At 70.8% G+C, this 15,968-nt stretch carries 17 protein-coding genes; 9 read left to right on the plus strand and 8 right to left on the minus strand.

Annotated elements, in window-relative coordinates; genetic code table 11:
* Nucleotides 1-168: 168 nt before the first annotated feature.
* Genes DMB38_RS16950 through DMB38_RS36140 form a run of 5 tightly spaced genes read left to right on the plus strand, consistent with a single transcriptional unit; the run spans nt 169 to nt 4,525 of the window.
* Nucleotides 169-1,221, plus strand: coding sequence for an ABC transporter ATP-binding protein (locus DMB38_RS16950; protein ID WP_125935905.1), 1,053 nt, complete (start codon nt 169-171; stop codon nt 1,219-1,221).
* Nucleotides 1,211-2,179: an ABC transporter permease gene (locus DMB38_RS16955; RefSeq protein ID WP_125935906.1), complete on the plus strand. Its 969-nt coding sequence runs from the start codon at nt 1,211-1,213 to the stop codon at nt 2,177-2,179. The genes DMB38_RS16950 and DMB38_RS16955 overlap by 11 nt, the downstream gene beginning before the upstream one ends.
* Complete coding sequence (locus DMB38_RS16960; protein WP_125935907.1) at nt 2,176-3,087, plus strand: ABC transporter ATP-binding protein; 912 nt, start codon at nt 2,176-2,178, stop codon at nt 3,085-3,087. Before DMB38_RS16955 ends, DMB38_RS16960 begins: the two co-directional genes overlap by 4 nt.
* 21 nt (nt 3,088-3,108) lie before the next feature.
* On the plus strand, nt 3,109-3,828 hold the full coding sequence (locus tag DMB38_RS16965; RefSeq protein WP_164716202.1) for an ABC transporter permease subunit: 720 nt from the start codon (nt 3,109-3,111) through the stop codon (nt 3,826-3,828).
* 28 nt (nt 3,829-3,856) lie between these two features.
* Nucleotides 3,857-4,525 (plus strand): hypothetical protein, encoded by a 669-nt coding sequence (locus tag DMB38_RS36140; RefSeq protein ID WP_164716025.1) that lies wholly within the window; start codon nt 3,857-3,859, stop codon nt 4,523-4,525.
* 21 nt (nt 4,526-4,546) lie between these two features.
* On the opposite strand, the gene DMB38_RS16975 is transcribed toward DMB38_RS36140, so the two are convergent.
* The 3 genes from DMB38_RS16975 to DMB38_RS16985 are packed head-to-tail and all read right to left on the minus strand — an operon-like array spanning nt 4,547 to nt 6,560.
* Entirely contained in the window at nt 4,547-5,482 is a 936-nt protein-coding gene (locus DMB38_RS16975) for a hypothetical protein (protein WP_125935909.1), read from the minus strand.
* On the minus strand, nt 5,475-5,771 hold the full coding sequence (locus DMB38_RS16980; RefSeq protein WP_125939091.1) for a hypothetical protein: 297 nt from the start codon (nt 5,769-5,771) through the stop codon (nt 5,475-5,477). The genes DMB38_RS16975 and DMB38_RS16980 overlap by 8 nt, the downstream gene beginning before the upstream one ends.
* Before the next feature lie 54 nt (nt 5,772-5,825).
* Complete coding sequence (locus DMB38_RS16985) at nt 5,826-6,560, minus strand: NADAR family protein (RefSeq protein WP_125935910.1); 735 nt, start codon at nt 6,558-6,560, stop codon at nt 5,826-5,828.
* 364 nt (nt 6,561-6,924) lie between these two features.
* Between DMB38_RS16985 and DMB38_RS16990 the strand changes: the two genes are divergently transcribed.
* Complete coding sequence (locus DMB38_RS16990) at nt 6,925-7,488, plus strand: dihydrofolate reductase family protein (protein WP_125935911.1); 564 nt, start codon at nt 6,925-6,927, stop codon at nt 7,486-7,488.
* A gap of 33 nt (nt 7,489-7,521) precedes the next feature.
* Here DMB38_RS16990 and DMB38_RS16995 read toward each other — a convergent pair whose 3' ends face one another.
* Nucleotides 7,522-10,212: a replicative DNA helicase gene (locus DMB38_RS16995; RefSeq protein ID WP_240662714.1), complete on the minus strand. Its 2,691-nt coding sequence runs from the start codon at nt 10,210-10,212 to the stop codon at nt 7,522-7,524.
* Nucleotides 10,213-10,719: 507 nt separating this feature from the next.
* Here DMB38_RS16995 and DMB38_RS17000 point away from each other — a divergent pair.
* On the plus strand, nt 10,720-12,093 hold the full coding sequence (locus DMB38_RS17000; RefSeq protein ID WP_125935913.1) for an MATE family efflux transporter: 1,374 nt from the start codon (nt 10,720-10,722) through the stop codon (nt 12,091-12,093).
* A 134-nt stretch (nt 12,094-12,227) separates the two neighbouring features.
* Here DMB38_RS17000 and rplI read toward each other — a convergent pair whose 3' ends face one another.
* The 4 genes from rplI to rpsF all read right to left on the minus strand — a co-directional run bounded on the left by rplI (nt 12,228) and on the right by rpsF (nt 14,080).
* Entirely contained in the window at nt 12,228-12,674 is a 447-nt protein-coding gene (gene rplI, locus DMB38_RS17005) for a 50S ribosomal protein L9 (RefSeq protein WP_027741613.1), read from the minus strand.
* A 19-nt stretch (nt 12,675-12,693) separates the two neighbouring features.
* Complete coding sequence (gene rpsR, locus DMB38_RS17010; protein WP_018838794.1) at nt 12,694-12,930, minus strand: 30S ribosomal protein S18; 237 nt, start codon at nt 12,928-12,930, stop codon at nt 12,694-12,696.
* A 73-nt stretch (nt 12,931-13,003) separates the two neighbouring features.
* Nucleotides 13,004-13,609, minus strand: a complete 606-nt coding sequence (locus DMB38_RS17015; RefSeq protein ID WP_047016783.1) for a single-stranded DNA-binding protein — start codon at nt 13,607-13,609, stop codon at nt 13,004-13,006.
* Between the two features lie 180 nt (nt 13,610-13,789).
* Nucleotides 13,790-14,080 carry a 30S ribosomal protein S6 gene (gene rpsF / locus DMB38_RS17020; RefSeq protein WP_018838796.1) on the minus strand — a complete coding sequence of 97 codons (291 nt, stop codon included), beginning with the start codon at nt 14,078-14,080 and terminating at the stop codon, nt 13,790-13,792.
* Nucleotides 14,081-14,375: 295 nt separating this feature from the next.
* On the opposite strand from rpsF, the gene DMB38_RS17025 reads away from it, so the two are divergent.
* Together DMB38_RS17025 and DMB38_RS17030 are read left to right on the plus strand one after the other, a co-directional pair.
* A complete protein-coding gene (locus DMB38_RS17025) occupies nt 14,376-14,681 on the plus strand; it encodes a hypothetical protein (protein ID WP_125935914.1) in 306 nt (101 codons plus the stop codon).
* Nucleotides 14,682-14,841: 160 nt separating this feature from the next.
* Complete coding sequence (locus DMB38_RS17030; RefSeq protein ID WP_125935915.1) at nt 14,842-15,960, plus strand: peptidoglycan bridge formation glycyltransferase FemA/FemB family protein; 1,119 nt, start codon at nt 14,842-14,844, stop codon at nt 15,958-15,960.
* Nucleotides 15,961-15,968 lie beyond the last annotated feature (8 nt).

The following is a 15,968-nucleotide window of genomic DNA, read 5'->3' on the forward strand; positions in this document are numbered from 1 at the left end:
ACATCGCCCCATGGCTCCGTCAATGCCCGCAGTCGCCCTGTGGATACCGTCGGTAACCTCAGGGTTCCCGCCTCCTTCCCCCTACGGGTCCGTCCCTCCCCGGTCGTATCCGGCAACCATCGCCAGGTCTGACGACCCCGCGCCCCCGCGCCACTACCGTCGTGCAACGTGACAGTCATCGCCACCGAGAACCTGAGCAAACGGTTTCCCCGGGTCACCGCGCTCGACGGCCTCACCCTCGACATCGGCCCCGGGGTCACGGGCCTGGTCGGCGCCAACGGCGCCGGCAAGTCCACGCTGATCAAGATCCTGCTCGGCCTCTCCCCCGCCTCCGAGGGCTCCGCCACCGTGCTCGGCCTCGACGTGGCCGCCGGCAGCGACACCGCCGCCACCATCCGTGAGCGCGTCGGCTACATGCCGGAACACGACTGCCTGCCGCCCGACGTCTCCGCCACGGAGTTCGTCGTCCACATGGCGCGCATGTCCGGCCTCCCCGCCGCCGCGGCCCGCGAGCGCACCGCCGACACCCTGCGCCACGTCGGCCTGTACGAGGAGCGCTACCGCCCCATCGGCGGCTACTCCACCGGCATGAAGCAGCGCGTCAAGCTCGCCCAGGCCCTCGTGCACGACCCGCAACTCGTCTTCCTCGACGAGCCGACCAACGGCCTCGACCCCGTCGGCCGCGACGACATGCTCGGCCTCATCCGCCGCGTATACGCCGACTTCGGCATCTCCGTCCTCGTCACCTCGCACCTCCTCGGCGAGCTGGAACGCACCTGCGACCACGTCGTCGTCATCGACGGCGGGCGGCTGCTGCGCTCCAGCTCCACCAGCGACTTCACACAGACCACCGCCACCCTCGCGGTCGAGGTGACCGACACCGACGCCCACCCCGACGGCACCGCCACTCTGCGCAAGGCGCTCGCGGGCGCGGGCCTGGGGATCACCGCGGACGGCCGGCTGCTCTACGTCGAGGCCGCGGACGACGGCACGTACGACGTCGTACGGGACGCGGTGGCCGGGCTCGGCCTCGGGCTGGTGCGCATGGAGCAGCGCAGGCACCGGATCGCGGAGATCTTCCGCGACGACGACACCCTCCCGGCGAGCGCGAGCGCGAGCGCGAGTGAGAACGCGAGCGAGAACCCGAGCGCAGACACGAACCCCAGCACCCCCGCGAGCACGTCCGCGACCGACCCCGCAGGAAGCCCTCATGCCCACTGACGCGCCCGCCACCGGCAACTCCGGCGCCACCGGCAAACCCGGCGCGCCCGCCGAAGCCCCCGGCACGAGCACCCCCGCCGCCACCGACGTCATCCACGACATCGGCTACCGCCACTACGAAGGCCCCCGCCTCGGCCGCGGCTACGCCCGCCGCTCCCTGTTCACCCAGTCCCTGCGCGCCGCGTACGGCCTCGGCCGCTCCGCCAAGTCCAAGGTCCCGCCCGCGCTCCTCTTCGGCATCATGTGCCTGGTCGCGCTCATCCTCGTCGCCGTCGCCATCGGCACGAGCATGGACGAACTGCCGCTGGAGTACACCGACTACGCGATCTACCTCCAGCCCGTCATCTTCCTCTTCATCGCCGCCCAGGCCCCCGTGTCCGTCTCCCGCGACCTGCGGTTCCGCACCGTCCCGCTCTACTTCTCCCGCCCCGTCGAGCGCCTCGACTACGTCTCCGCCAAGTACGCGGCGATGGCCGGCGCGCTCTTCATCCTCACCGCCACCCCCCTGCTGATCCTCTACGTCGGCGCACTGCTGGCGAAGCTCGACTTCACCGACCAGACCAAGGGCTTCGCCCAGGCGCTCCTCTCGGTCGCCCTGCTCTCCGTGCTCTTCGCCGGCATCGGCCTGGCCATCGCGGCCCTCACCCCGCGCCGCGGCTTCGGCGTCGCCGCCGTCATCGCGGCGTTCATCGTGCCGTTCGGCGCGGTCAGCGCGCTGCAGGGCATCGCGTGGGAGCAGGACAACCTCGGCGCCATCGGCTGGTTCGCGCTCTTCTCGCCCATCGGCATCATCGACAACATCCAGTCGACGTTCCTCGGCGCGACCCCCAGCACCGCCTCCCCCGAGCCGGTCGACCCGTCCACCGCGGCCGGCGGCACCGCGCTGCTGGTCGCGCTCGCGCTCGCCGCCGGCTGCTTCCTCTTCCTGCTGCGCCGCTACCGAAAGGCCGGGCTGTGACCACCATCCGGATCGACAGCGTCTCCCGCTGGTTCGGCAACGTCGTCGCCGTCAACGACGTGACCATGGCCATCGGCCCGGGCGTCACGGGCCTCCTCGGCCCCAACGGCGCCGGCAAGTCGACCCTCATCAACATGATGGCCGGCTTCCTCGCCCCCTCCACCGGCGCGGTCACCCTCGACGGCGTGCGCATCTGGCGCAACGAGCGGGTCTACCAGCAGATCGGCCTCGTCCCCGAGCGCGAGGCGATGTACGACTTCCTCACCGGCCGCGAGTTCGTCCTCGCCAACGCCGAGCTGCACGGACTGGGCGCCGAGGCCGCGCGCAAGGCGCTGGCCACGGTCGAGATGGAGTACGCGCAGAACCGCCGCATCAGCACATACAGCAAAGGCATGCGCCAGCGCGTGAAGATGGCCTCCGCCCTCGTCCACGAGCCCGACGTGCTCCTCCTCGACGAGCCGTTCAACGGCATGGACCCGCGCCAGCGCATGCACCTCATGGACCTGCTGCGGCAGATGGGCGCCGCCGGCCGCACCGTGCTGTTCTCCTCGCACATCCTGGAGGAGGTCGAGCAACTCGCCGCGCACATCGAGGTGATCGTCGCCGGCCGGCACGCCGCCTCCGGCGACTTCCGCAAGATCCGCCGGCTGATGACCGACCGCCCGCACCACTACGCCGTACGCTCCAGCGACGACCGCGCGCTGGCCTCCGCGCTCATCGCCGACCCGTCCACCGCCGGGCTCGAACTCGACCGGCGCGACGGCGTCCTGCACATCCAGGCCGTCGACTTCGCCCGCTTCACCGAGCTGCTGCCGCGCGTCGCCAGGGACCACGGCATCCGCCTCTACGAGGTCTCGCCCTCCGACGAGTCCCTCGAATCCGTCTTCTCGTACCTGGTCGCGGCCTGAGAAGGAGCGAAGAACGCGATGCTGTACCACCCCACCGTCGCCCGGCTCACCCAGCGGGCCATCCTCGGCCGCCGCCGGGCGCTCATCCTGCTCCTGCTGCCCGTGCTGCTCATCGTCATCGCCATCGTCGTACGGGCCCTCGTCGGCGCTGACGACGAGGTCACCGCCGACCTCCTCGGCGGCTTCGCGCTGGCGACCATGGTGCCGCTCATCGGCGTCATCGCCGGCACGGGCGCCATCGGCCCGGAGATCGACGACAGTTCGATCGTCTATCTGCTCGCGAAGCCCGTGCCGCGCCCGACGATCATCCTCACCAAACTGATCGTCGCGGTGAGCGTGACCGTCGCGTTCTCCGCGCTCCCCACGCTGGTCGCCGGGTACATCCTCGGCGGCAACGGCAGCCGCCTGGCGGTCGCGTACGCCCTGGCCGCCGCGGTCGCCTCCGTCGCGTACGCCGCCTTCTTCCTGATGCTCGGCACGATCTCGCGGCACGCGGTGGTCTTCGGGCTCGTCTACGCGCTGGTGTGGGAGGCCCTGCTCGGCAGCCTCGTCGACGGCGTGAAGACGCTCAGCATCCAGCAGTGGGCGCTGGCGGTGGGCGAGAGGATCGGCCAGGGCGGCCACGTGGTCTCCGACGTGGCGCTGCCGGTGGCGACGGTCCTGCTGACCGTGGTCACGGCGGGCGCGACGTGGTTCGCCGCCCAGCGCCTGCGGTCGCTGACACTGGCGGGCGAGGAGTAGATTCCAGGGCGGGGGGCGGGCGACGCCTGTGACGTTCGAGATGATTCCGGATCCTCCGGCCCGTACCGCCGCGTTCGAACCGCACCTGGACGGGCTCCTGGAACTCTTCAGCCCCGCCTGGGCCGTTCCGGACGGGGCCGGGGAGAGCGCGTACCGGCGGTGCGAGGTCAAGCGCTGGGAGATCGGCCGGGCCGCCGAGGCCGACCCGGACCGCACGCGCCGGCACGCCGCCCCGCTCCTCCAGGCCGCCGTTCTCGACCACTGCCGCAGCGGGATCAACCAGCTCGTACGCCCCCTGGTCAAGGCCCTCGGGCACCGCTGGACGCAGGAGGGGATCGTCTCCTACGTCCGCACCGGTACGCCCGCCGAGAAGACCGGGGCGACCATGGCCTGGTACTTCTCCGGGCCCCCGCTGCGCTACGCGTCCGCGGACGGCGTACGAAGCGGAACGCCGACGCCGGAGAGCCAGGCCGCCCTCGACGCGCTCGCCGACGTGCACGCCGCCTACCGGGAGGCGGTCCTGACCGCCTTCCTGACCTGTGCGGACCCCGCGGTGCGGCTGGACCTCGCGCTGTGGATCCCGCTGGATCCCGCCGCCTGGCCGGACGCCCTCAGGGCGGACCACGAACGGGCGAGGAGCCTCATCCTGGCGGACCCCGAGCACTACGGGCTCGTACTCCGCCGCGCCGGGCTCTGACCGCCGGCGGCTCGCGGCGGCTCAGTCCTGGTCCGGGCCGTCCTGCGGGTCGGGCAGCAGGGGGAACAGACGCTCTTCGACCGGTGACCGGTACCCGCAAGTCCCCGGGCCGCAGCCCGCCTTGTGGTCCCGCCCCCAGAGGTACGTATCCCGCTCGGTCAGCCGGGCGGTACGAGCGATGAGGTGCTGCCGGGGGCGCGGGACCGTCGACGGCAGCGCGACGTAGGTTTCAGGCATCACGGCAAGCAGCCCGTTCACCTGTTCTCCGTCGACCATGCGCAGCAGAACCCGGCATTGCCACCAGGGGCGACCCGCGTCGGGATCCGGCCAGTAGTAATCAGCCGGGTCCGGGAAGAGGAAGTGGGTGGCGTCGGACATGAGATGGGTGTCCAGCCAGGCGCCGCCCTTGCCGAGGCCGAGTCGTCGATGCTCGGCCTCCTCGTAGAGTGCGCGGAGGGTCCCGCTGTCCACGGCCTTGAGGACGCGTGCGCGACGGGGCAGCCGCCGTCGGCCCGGCGGAGTCCGCACCGGCCACCCCGCCAGCATCGCCAGCCGTTGCCGCAGGCCCAGCGTCGGCGGCCCTTTCCGGGGCGTCGGCAGCGGCGGCGGCGGAGTCCAGCGGAGTCCCGCCCTCTCGACGTGATCGAGGATCCAGGCACGCCGCTCGGGGCCGTACGTCTGCCACCGGTAGCTCATCGGCCGCTTCGCCATCGCCCGTTGCCGCCTGCTCGGCGTGGAACGGAAAGGCCGCCGACTGCTCGACCGGGAGACCAGCAGCATGTCGCGGCAGAAATCGGCCGCCTCACCGAGTCGGACCACGGCCTCGGCCGGCGCGTCCCCGTCCGCCGACACCCTCGCGCGCCGGGCCACGGAACGCATCTCCATCAGGGCCTCGTCGGCGAGAAGGGCCGCAAGTTCCCTGTCGCCGACCTCCCGTGCGCCGCGGCCGTCAGCCATCGGCGATCCGGCGGCGGGCGGTGTCCCAGACCGTCTCGAACTCTTCGGCGGTCAGCGGCTCGGGATCGTGGCCTTCCCACTCCGAGACGGGTGGTTCGGCGGTGAGGCCGTACTTCTTCTCGTAGCCGGCCAGGCGGCCCTCATCCCGCGCGTGCTGCCATTCGTCGAGGGACGCTGCCGCAATCGGGACGCGCGCCGGGCCCTGTAGCTCGACCTGTCGCGTCACGATGCCCTCGGCCCCGAACTCGAAGTAGAACCAGATGTCCTCTTCATCCCAGTGGCAGCGCATCCACTGGAAGAGCTGCCCTCTGCCCTCTGCCACCGGCTCCTCCTCTTCCGGCCGTCAGGCAAGACCGGCGGTCTGCCGGGCGACCTGTTCGGCCCGCGTCAGCTCGAGCAGCCGACCCGCCCAGTTTCGCCCACGACTGTCGGGGACGTCCCGCCAGAAAGGCGATTCCGAGATGCCGGTGTAGCTGATCCTCGCGTCGCCCGTGGAGAGAAGGACCTCGGCGAGCCGGGGGTGCTGCGTGAACTTGGCCCGCAGGAGCCCGGCCATGACCGCAAGCCGAGCTTCCGGCCAGTCCTTCCTCCGCGCCGCCTCACCACCGAGTTCCTGCGCCTCCCGGCCGGACGGCGCGTCCCGGATTCTGCTGCGGGCGGAGGCATCGGCCGCCGACAGGGACCAGTAACCGTGGAGTACGGACGCGTAGTGCTCACCGGCGTAGGTGATCCGCGCCGGGAAGTCGTTGCGCAGCACGAACAGACCGGGCTCCTCGGGCCACCCCTGGGGATAGACGGTTTCGTACGAGACGAGAACCGGCCGGCCGCGTTCCACAGGATCGTCGGCGTGGAGAACGGCCCTCCGCTCCTCCTCCCGCCGGACGCCCTGGTCCCCGCGGCCGAAGTAATCCAGGACCTCCGCGTGCATCTCCGCCGTCACCACCGGCCCGCCCCCGTCGACGGCGTCGCCGATCTCCGTGAGGAGAATCCGCAACGGGCGGTCCTGGCGGTCGAGGCACCAGGCCCCGTCGATCTTCTCGCCGTCGACGATCCGGTACGTAGGGACCCGCCAAGTCATCCGCCCACGCTACGCCGGCCCGGATCGAGCCGTTGCTCCCGGACCGGACACCGAAACGGGGTGCGCTGGCGGGGTCACCGGCGGGTGATCGACGCGATCGGCTCGCAGTTCGAAGCCGGGGAGGCCCCGCAACTCGGGTGATCACGTCGCCTGTCCGGCGGGTTCTCCGCCCTCTGTCCCGGCTCCTCGAACCAGGCCAGGAGCCCGTCAGGCAGTTCCTCCATGGTCCGCCTCCCTGTGGCGTCTCGCGGGTGTGTTCAGAGAACAGGGCTCTCATCAGCTCATTGCTCAGATCGTGCACCGATGAGTTTCCCTCGCCGCGCCGGTCTGCAGGCGTGAGACCGACCCACGGAAGGCTGGCGCCATGCGGAAACTGATCTACGGCATGAACGTGTCCCTGGACGGCTACATCGCCGCGCCCGGCGACGACATCGGCTGGGGCGTGCCGAGCGACGAGCTGTTCCAGTTCTGGTCCGACCAGTTGCAGGCGACCGATCTGACTCTGTACGGGCGCAAGCTGTGGCAGACGATGAGTTCCCACTGGCCGACCGGCGACCAGCAGCCCGATGCCACCCCGGCGGAGGTCGAGTTCGCGCGCCGCTGGCGGGACATGCCGAAGGTGGTGTTCTCCTCGACGATCGACAAGGTCGACTGGAACGCCCGTCTGGTCACCGGCGACGTGGTCGCCGAGATCACCCGGCTCAAGGCCGAGGACGGCGGCCCGATGGACATCGGCGGCGCGACGCTCGCCGGGGCGGCCATGCGCGCCGGGCTGATCGACGAGTACGTGCTGGCCACCGCCCCGGTCCTGGTGGGCGGCGGCAAGCCGTTCTTCGCCGCGCTGGACGGCCAGGTGAACCTGGACCTGGTGGAGACGCGGACGTTTCCCGGCGGCGTGGTCCTGACCAGGTACGAGACGAGGCGCTGAGCAGCTCCCCGCTGTCTCACCACACGCCGCGGGTCAGGTCTGGGCCATGTCCACGAAGCGGGAGTAGTGGCCCTGGAACGCCACCGTGATCGTCGCCGTCGGGCCGTTGCGGTGCTTCGCGACGATCAGGTCCGCCTCGCCGGCCCGTGGCGACTCCTTTTCGTACGCGTCCTCACGGTGCAACAGGATGACCATGTCTGCGTCCTGTTCGATACTATTGTGCACGCTGATCCCGTTGGCGATGAAGTTGTGCGTGCCGAGCACGGTGGCGTCGTAGACCTCCTGCTCGCCCAGGGCCTCGATCGAGACAACCTCGTCCCAGAACACGTCGCTGGTCGCAAGCATCTCCAGATCCGCGCTCTGCAGGATCTCCGCGATGTGCCCGAGCCGGACTCGACCGGGCGACCTCTTGTAGAGCGCGCTTCCACAGTACTTGGTGCCCAGTGCCGCCTGGAAAGCGCGCGTCGTCAGGGACTGCTCACGCATCTGCTCGCGAACCCGCTCCCAGACGTCGCGCGGGACGGTGTCGACGTTGGGGTTGCCCTGCACGTGTCGTAGGCGCTCCACCGCGGAGACGACATGGCGGGAGCGGTCGCCATGGACGCCGACGTTCTGCAGGAACCGACGTTGGTCGTCCACCCCGGAGACATCCACGGTCCAGCCGGGACGGCCGGTGGTGTTGCCCACTGCCCGCAGTCGGGCGCGGATGTCGAGGCGCAGCAGAAGTTGCTGTAGGTCCCGAGCGAGACGTTCGCTCGTTGTCGCGTAGTAGACGCGGACAGCGCCGGAACCCGACACCGTCACCGAACCGTCCGTCGCCCACAAGTGGCGCAGGAAGAGCCGCACCTGCTCGTCGGGCAGGGCGAACAACTCGCGCGGGAGGAATTTCTCGTGCGCGCGTTTGCCGTACAGGCCCATGCCGTCCAGCCAGGCGGCGATGGGGTTGCGCCGTCCGCGTGCGAGGCGGAAGGGGGCGGGCAGATAAACGTGCGACCAGGTGCCTTGGGCAGTACGCCGGGGAGTGATGCCGAAGTGCGCCGCCGCCTCTTCCACCGCGGCGAGGTTGGCCTCGTCGTTGCTCGTGTAGTGCACAGGCTGGCGCGGTGCGATGCAGCCGTCTCCGAGCAGGTGCCCGAGCATGATCACCTCGGCTTCGGGCCAGGCCCTCTGCTGCACAGGCCCTCTGATCTGCCGCGGTGTGGCGATACGTGAGCCCGCGGCGAGTTCGCCGAGGGGGGTCCAGCCGTCGTACGTCAGGAACGGGTGGTTTGCCGTCGCCTCGATCTCCCGGCCCGAAGCGAGCCGCAAGCGGAAGACCTCCTTGACCCCGCTGGAGAAGACGTGCGTCATCGTCCGTGGGACGACCCGGAGTTGTTCGTCCAGCGACCAGACCGGGATGTCCTTCTCGCCGCGGATGAGCAGCTCACCGATGGTGACCTCGCTGCCGGTGTCGGCTCGCAGAACGCGGGTCGACGCGGTGACGCATCCCGATTCACGGAGGTCGGAGACCATCGGCTTCTTGTCGGTGCGCTGTTCCGGGCCGCGGTTGAGCTGGGAGAGGGCGATCACCGGGACCTCCAGCTCCTTGGCCAGGAGCTTGAGGTTCCGGGACATCTCCGAGACCTCCTGCTGGCGGCTCTCCGGGCGGCGGGAGCCGCCCGTCTGCATCAGTTGGAGGTAGTCGATGACGATCATCTGCAGGTCGTTGCGCTGCTTCAGCCGGCGGCACTTGGCGCGGATCTCCATCATCGACAGGTTCGGCGAGTCGTCGATGTAGAGCGGGGCGCCCGTCACCTCCGGCATCCGGCGGGCCAGGCGGGTCCAGTCGTCGTCGGTCATGCTGCCGGAGCGCATGTGGTGCAGCGCCACGCGGGCCTCCGCGGAGAGCAGCCGCATCGCGATCTCGTTGCGTCCCATCTCCAGCGAGAAGATGACGCTCGGCAGATTGTTCTTGATCGAACAGGCACGGGCGAAGTCCAGGGCGAGCGTGGACTTCCCCATGGCGGGGCGGGCGGCTACGACGATCATCTGGCCGGGGTGGAGGCCGTTGGTGAGGGAGTCGAGGTCGGTGAAGCCCGTGGGGACGCCGGACATCTGGCCGCTGCGGGAGCCGATGGCCTCGATCTCGTCGAGGGCGCCCTCCATGATCTCGCCGAGGGGAAGGTAGTCCTCCGCGGTGCGCTGCTCGGTGACGGCGTAGATCTCGGCCTGGGCGGAGTTGACGATGTCGTCGACCTCGCCGTCGGCCGCGTATCCCATCTGCGTGATCCGCGTGCCGGCCTCGACCAGGCGGCGCAGGATGGCGCGCTGGTGGACGATCTCGGCGTAGTACTCCGCGTTGGCGGCCGTGGGGACGGACTGGACGAGGGTATGGAGGTAGGACGCGCCGCCCACGCGGGCGAGCTCGCCGCGCTTGGTGAGCTCGGCGGAGACGGTGATGGGGTCGGCGGGCTCGCCGCGGGCGTAGAGGTCGAGGATCGCGGTGTAGACCGTCTCGTGCGCCGGGCGGTAGAAGTCGTGGCCCTTGAGGACCTCGACGACGTCGGCGATGGCGTCCTTGGAGAGCAGCATGCCGCCGAGGACGGACTGCTCGGCGTCCAGATCCTGCGGGGGTACGCGCTCGAAGGCGGCGGGGGCGCCGGGGCCCCAGGGGTCTTCCGGCGCGGGCTGGTCCGGCCGGCCGTGCCGGTCCTCGCGGCGCAGTGGACGGACGTCCCCCGGCATGGTGTCGACATAGTCCCCGTGCTCTGACACGGCTGCCCCCACCTCCTCCCACCCGCCTCGCGGCGGACCTCTCAGGGCGCCCCTCTTTCTTACGGCACGCCAGTGACAAATCGCCCGCGGCGTTCCGCTTCCGGCGCGTCGGCCGGGCCCCCGGACCGCGGGGGCGACGGCGCCGCTGCCGGCAGGGGGGAGGGTCAACGGTAGGTCCGCGGCGGGCTGTCGCCAATTGCGCTATCCACAGGGGGTGTGGAAAGCCGCGCCCAACCTGTGGATTACTTGGGGAAAGCTGTGTACGAGCCGGGGGACAGTGCTGTGGACAAGCACACTATCGCTCCGCGATCACCCGTTTGACCTGCTGATTCTTCGTCCACCCCCGGTGGAGGAGAAAAACTTTCCCCGCCGGGCCGAGGTCGCGGCGCACGCCGCGCGTGATCACCCCGTACACGTCATCTTGTAAGTGCCCGTAGCCTGTTGCGTCTGTTACCTGTGGACTATTAGATTTGCTGCATGCACGACGTCCCCGCGACCACCGCCGCCGGCCAGGGCACGCCCGGCGAGCAGCGACGCCGTACCCGGCGGCGGCACGACCGCGAGATCGTCGCCCTCGCCGTCCCCGCCTTCGGCGCCCTCGTCGCCGAGCCGCTCTTCGTGCTCGCCGACAGCGCCATCGTCGGCCACCTCGGCACCCCGCATCTCGCCGGGCTCGGCGTCGCCGCCGCGCTCCTCACCACCGCCGTGAGCGTCTTCGTCTTCCTCGCCTACGCCACGACCGCCGCCGTCGCCCGCCGCGTGGGCGCCGGCGATCTGCGCTCCGCGATCCAGCAGGGCGTCGACGGCATCTGGCTCGCCGCGCTGCTCGGCGCCGTGCTCGTCGCGGTCACCGTCCCCACCGCGCCCGGGCTCGTCGGGCTCTTCGGCGCCTCCGACACCGCCGCGCCGTACGCGGTGACGTATCTGCGCATCAGTGCCTTCGGCATCCCCGCCATGCTCATCGTCTTCGCCGCCACCGGCGTGCTGCGCGGCTTGCAGGACACCCGCACGCCGCTGTACGTCGCCATCGGCGGCTTCACCGCCAACGCCGTGCTCAACGTCGCCCTCGTCTACGGCGCCGGCCTCGGCATCGCCGGCTCCGCCTGGGGCACCGTGCTCGCCCAGTGGGGGATGGCCGCGGTCTACCTCGTCGTCGTCGTACGGGGCGCCCGCAAGCACGGCGCCGCGCTGCGCCCGCAGCCGGCCGGCATACGCGCCTCCGCACGGGCCGGGGTGCCGCTGCTCATCCGTACCCTCTCGCTGCGCGCCATCGGCCTCATCGCGACCGCGGTGGCGGCGGGGCTCGGGGACGAGTCCGTCGCCGCGCACCAGGTGGTGCTGAGCATCTGGTCGCTGCTGGCGTTCGCGCTGGACGCGATAGCGATCGCCGGGCAGGCGATCATCGGCCGGTATCTGGGGGCGGGGGACGTGGACGGGGCGCGGGAGGCGTGCCGGCGGATGGTGCAGTGGGGGGTGGCGACCGGCGCGGTGCTGGGCGCGCTGGTGGTGGCCGCCCGGCCGCTGATCCTGCCCCTCTTCACGGACGACGCGGGGGTGCACGACGTGCTGCTGCCCGCGCTGCTGGTCGTCGCGGTGACGCAGCCGCTGGCGGGGGTGGTCTTCGTGCTCGACGGCGTGCTCATGGGCGCGGGCGACGGCCCGTATCTGGCCTGGGCGATGCTGCTCACGCTGGCCGTCTTCGCGCCCGTGGCGCTGGCGGTGCCGTCGCTGGGCGGGGGGCTGACGGCCGTGTGGTGGTCGATGGGGCTGATGATGCTGACGCGGCTGGTGACGCTGTGGCTGCGGGCACGGTCCGGGCGGTGGCTGGTCACGGGCGCCGTCCGGGCGTAGCCCCGGTACGGGTACGGGCCGCGCGCAGCGCCGTAGGTGCCCGGCCCGCGTGAGCCCGCCGTCCCGGTACGCGAACGGGCCGCGCCCCCGCAAGGGCGCGGCCCGTCCTTCGTCCTACCCGTCGCCGAACGGCGTCAGCCGGCCACGACCTCGACGCCGACCTTCGCGTCGACCTCGGGGTGCAGCCGTACGGACACCTGGTGGGCGCCGAGGCTCTTGATCGGCGCGGACAGCTCGATGCGCCGCTTGTCGACGTCCGGACCGCCGGCCTGCTTGATCGCCGTGGCGATGTCGGCCGGGGTGACGGCGCCGAAGAGCCGGCCGCTGGCGCCGGCGCGCGTGGACAGGCGCACCTGCACGCCCTCCAGCTCCGACTTGACGGCGTTGGCCTGCTCGACCGAGGCGATCTCGCGCAGCTTGCGGCCGCGGCGGATCTGCGCCACGTCCTTCTCCCCGCCGCGGGTCCAGCGGATCGCCAGCCCGTTGGGGATCAGGTAGTTGCGGGCGTACCCGTCCTTGACCTCGACGACATCGCCCGCGGCACCGAGGCCGGAGACCTCGCCCTTGAGGATGATCTTCATGCTTGTCTCACCCTCCCAGTCAGCGCGCGGTCGAGGTGTAGGGCAGCAGCGCCATCTCCCGGCTGTTCTTCACGGCCGTGGCGACGTCACGCTGGTGCTGGGTGCAGTTGCCGGTGACCCGGCGGGCACGGATCTTGCCGCGGTCGGAGATGAACTTCCGCAGCAGGTTCGTGTCCTTGTAGTCGACGTAGGAGATCTTCTCCTTGCAGAAGACGCAAACCTTCTTCTTCGGCTTGCGCGGAGGCGGCTTCGCCATGATGTCTCTTACTCCAGTGTGATCAAGAAGTGTGGTGTACGAGCACGCTCGTCACGCCCCGGGAAGCCCGGGATCAGAACGGGGGCTCGTCCGAGTAACCGCCGCCCTGGCCGCCCTGGCCGCCGCCGGAGTTCCCACCCCAGCCGCCGCCCTGACCGCCCTGCTGACCGCCGCCCGACGTCGCCCACGGGTCGCCCTGCGGGCCGCCGCCACCCTGACCGCCCTGGCCGCCACCGGGGTTTCCGCCCCAGCCGCCGCCCTGGCCGCCCTGCTGGCCGCCGCCACCGCCGAAGCCGCCGCCCTGGCCGCCCCTGCCGGTGGTCTTGGTGACCTTGGCGGTGGCATACCGGAGCGCGGGGCCGATCTCGTCGACCTCCAGCTCCACCACGGTCCGCTTCTCGCCCTGCTGGGTCTCGTACGAACGCTGGCGGAGCCGGCCCTGGGCAACCACGCGCGTGCCGCGCGTCAGCGACTCGGCGACGTTCTCCGCCGCCTGGCGCCAGATCGACGCGCGGAGGAACAGCGGGTCGCCGTCCTTCCACTCGTTGGTCTGCCGGTCGAACGTCCGGGGGGTCGACGCGATCGTGAAGTTCGCGACGGCCGCGCCGGACGGCGTGAAGCGCAGCTCGGGGTCATCGGTCAGGTTTCCGACGACGGTGATGACGGTCTCGCCTGCCATGTCTTGACCTCTCGCGGTTGCTGCCGGGTGGTGCGGTCTGGCTTGTCAGTGCTGTCAGTACTCTCAGTGCTGCCCGGTGCGGTGAGCACGGCCAGCGCTGTCGGTTCAGTCGGTCCGGTTACTCGTACGCGGTCCGTCCGTCGCCGGACGGGCCGTACGCGGTCTGCTCGTCGGTTGCGGTCAGTGGATTGCGGGGCGCAGGACCTTGGTCCGCAGCACCGACTCGTTGAGGTTCATCTGCCGGTCGAGCTCCTTGACGACATCGGCCTCGGCCTGGATGTCGATGACCGAGTAGATGCCCTCGGGCTTCTTCTTGATCTCGTAAGCGAGACGACGACGGCCCCAGGTGTCGACCTTCTCCACTTTGCCCTTGGCCTCACGGATCACGGACAGGAAGGACTCGATCAACGGGGAGACTGCACGCTCCTCGAGATCGGGGTCGAGGATGACCATCACCTCGTAGTGACGCATTGTGGAACCCACCTCCTCTGGACTCGGCGGCCACGGTCTCTCCGTGGCAGGAGGTTCTTCATTGCGTCGCAACGGTAGCGCCCGGCACTGACAACCGCGGGGGCGGCGCCGGATGGGGCGCCGGTGCGGTGGGGTGGCCTGGGCAGACTCCGCTACAGACCGTACACAGTACCCGCAGCGGCCCTTCCGGTTGAAATCCGGCCACGGTTCCCGGCAATCTGTACACATCGGGTGTGAGCGGCGTCACGTACGACTCTGGAGCCCGGCGCCGCCATAAGGGCATGGAGGTGCCCTGATGCCTCAGGCAGTACAGCCCCCGCAGCGCAACATCGGCCTCTTCGCCAGCGACGGCGAGTACCACGTCGCCCAGGACACGCTCCTGGCCATCACCCTCACCGTCGGGGCGATCGCGCTCGTCCTGGCCCAGTGGCGCGGCCTGCACGTGCCGGCGACCTGGGCGGGACTGATCGGGATCGTCACCGGGGCGTGGGGACAGATGATCTCCGTGACCACCAGGGAGCGGTTCCTCATCCTCCTGGGGCTGGGGGCGTCCGGCCTCGGGTTCTTCCTGGCGATGGCGCGCGGGGGCTTCTCCCTCTGATCCGTACGGCACCGCCGCCTTACACCACCGGCGCTCTCCGTGTCTGCACGGCCCCGCCGCTTGGGGCCTTCCCTCCTGGGGTGAGGTGCGCCCGCAGTAGGCTTCACCCGCGAGAAGCCTGCCGCAGTCGGCAACCCGCCGCAGCACGAGGAGCGCCGCCATGAGCCTGACCCTGCAGCCCATCAGCCGCGAGCAGCATCTGGCGTACATCCGCAGTCTGCCCGCCGCGAGCCACTGCCAGATCCCGGCGTGGGCGGACGTGAAGTCCGAGTGGCGCGCGGAGAACCTGGGCTGGTTCGACGCCGACGGCCGGCAGGTGGGCGCGGCGCTGGTGCTGTACCGGCAGTTGCCGAAGGTGAAGCGGTATCTGGCGTATCTGCCGGAGGGGCCGGTCATCGACTGGTACGCGCCGAACCTCGACGCGTGGCTCACCCCGATGCTGGCGCATCTGAAGAGCCAGGGCGCGTTCTCCGTGAAGATGGGCCCGCCGGTGATCATCCGCCGCTGGGAGGCGCCGACGATCAAGGCGGGCATCGCGGACCCGGACGTCAAGCGGCTGCGCGACGTCAACGCGGACGTCGTCGAGCCCCAGGCCTTCGAGGTCGCCGAGCGGCTGCGGCGGATGGGCTGGCAGCAGGGCGAGGACGGCGGTGCGGGCTTCGGCGACGTACAGCCGCGGTACGTCTTCCAGGTGCCGCTGGCGGGGCGGTCCCTGGACGAGATCTTCAAGGGCTTCAACCAGCTCTGGCGGCGCAACGTGAAGAAGGCCGAGAAGGCCGGCGTCGAGGTGGTGCAGGGCGGTCTCGAGCACTTCGGCGAATGGCAGCGGCTGTACGAGATCACGGCCGAGCGCGACAAGTTCCGGCCCCGGCCGCAGGGGTACTTCGAGCGCATGTGGAAGGTGCTCAACGCCGAGGAGCCGGGCCGCATGCGGCTGTACTTCGCGCTCTACCAGGGCGAGTGCCTGGCGGCGACGACGATGCTGACGGTGGGCGGGCACGTGTGGTACTCGTACGGTGCCTCCGCCAACCACGGGCGCGAGGTGCGCCCGTCGAACGCCATCCAGTGGCAGATGATGAAGGACGCGCACGCCGCCGGCGCGCACGTGTACGACCTGCGCGGCATCGGCGACGCGCTCGTCGACAGCGACCACCTCTTCGGGCTGATCCAGTTCAAGGTGGGCACGGGCGGGCAGGCGGCCGAATACCTGGGCGAGTGGGACTACCCACTGAATAAGCTGCTCCACAAGGCTCTCGACATCTACATGTCCCGCCGCTGACCACGGCG

It is taken from the genome of Streptomyces sp. WAC 06738 (assembly GCF_003945505.1).
Taxonomy (GTDB): domain Bacteria; phylum Actinomycetota; class Actinomycetes; order Streptomycetales; family Streptomycetaceae; genus Streptomyces.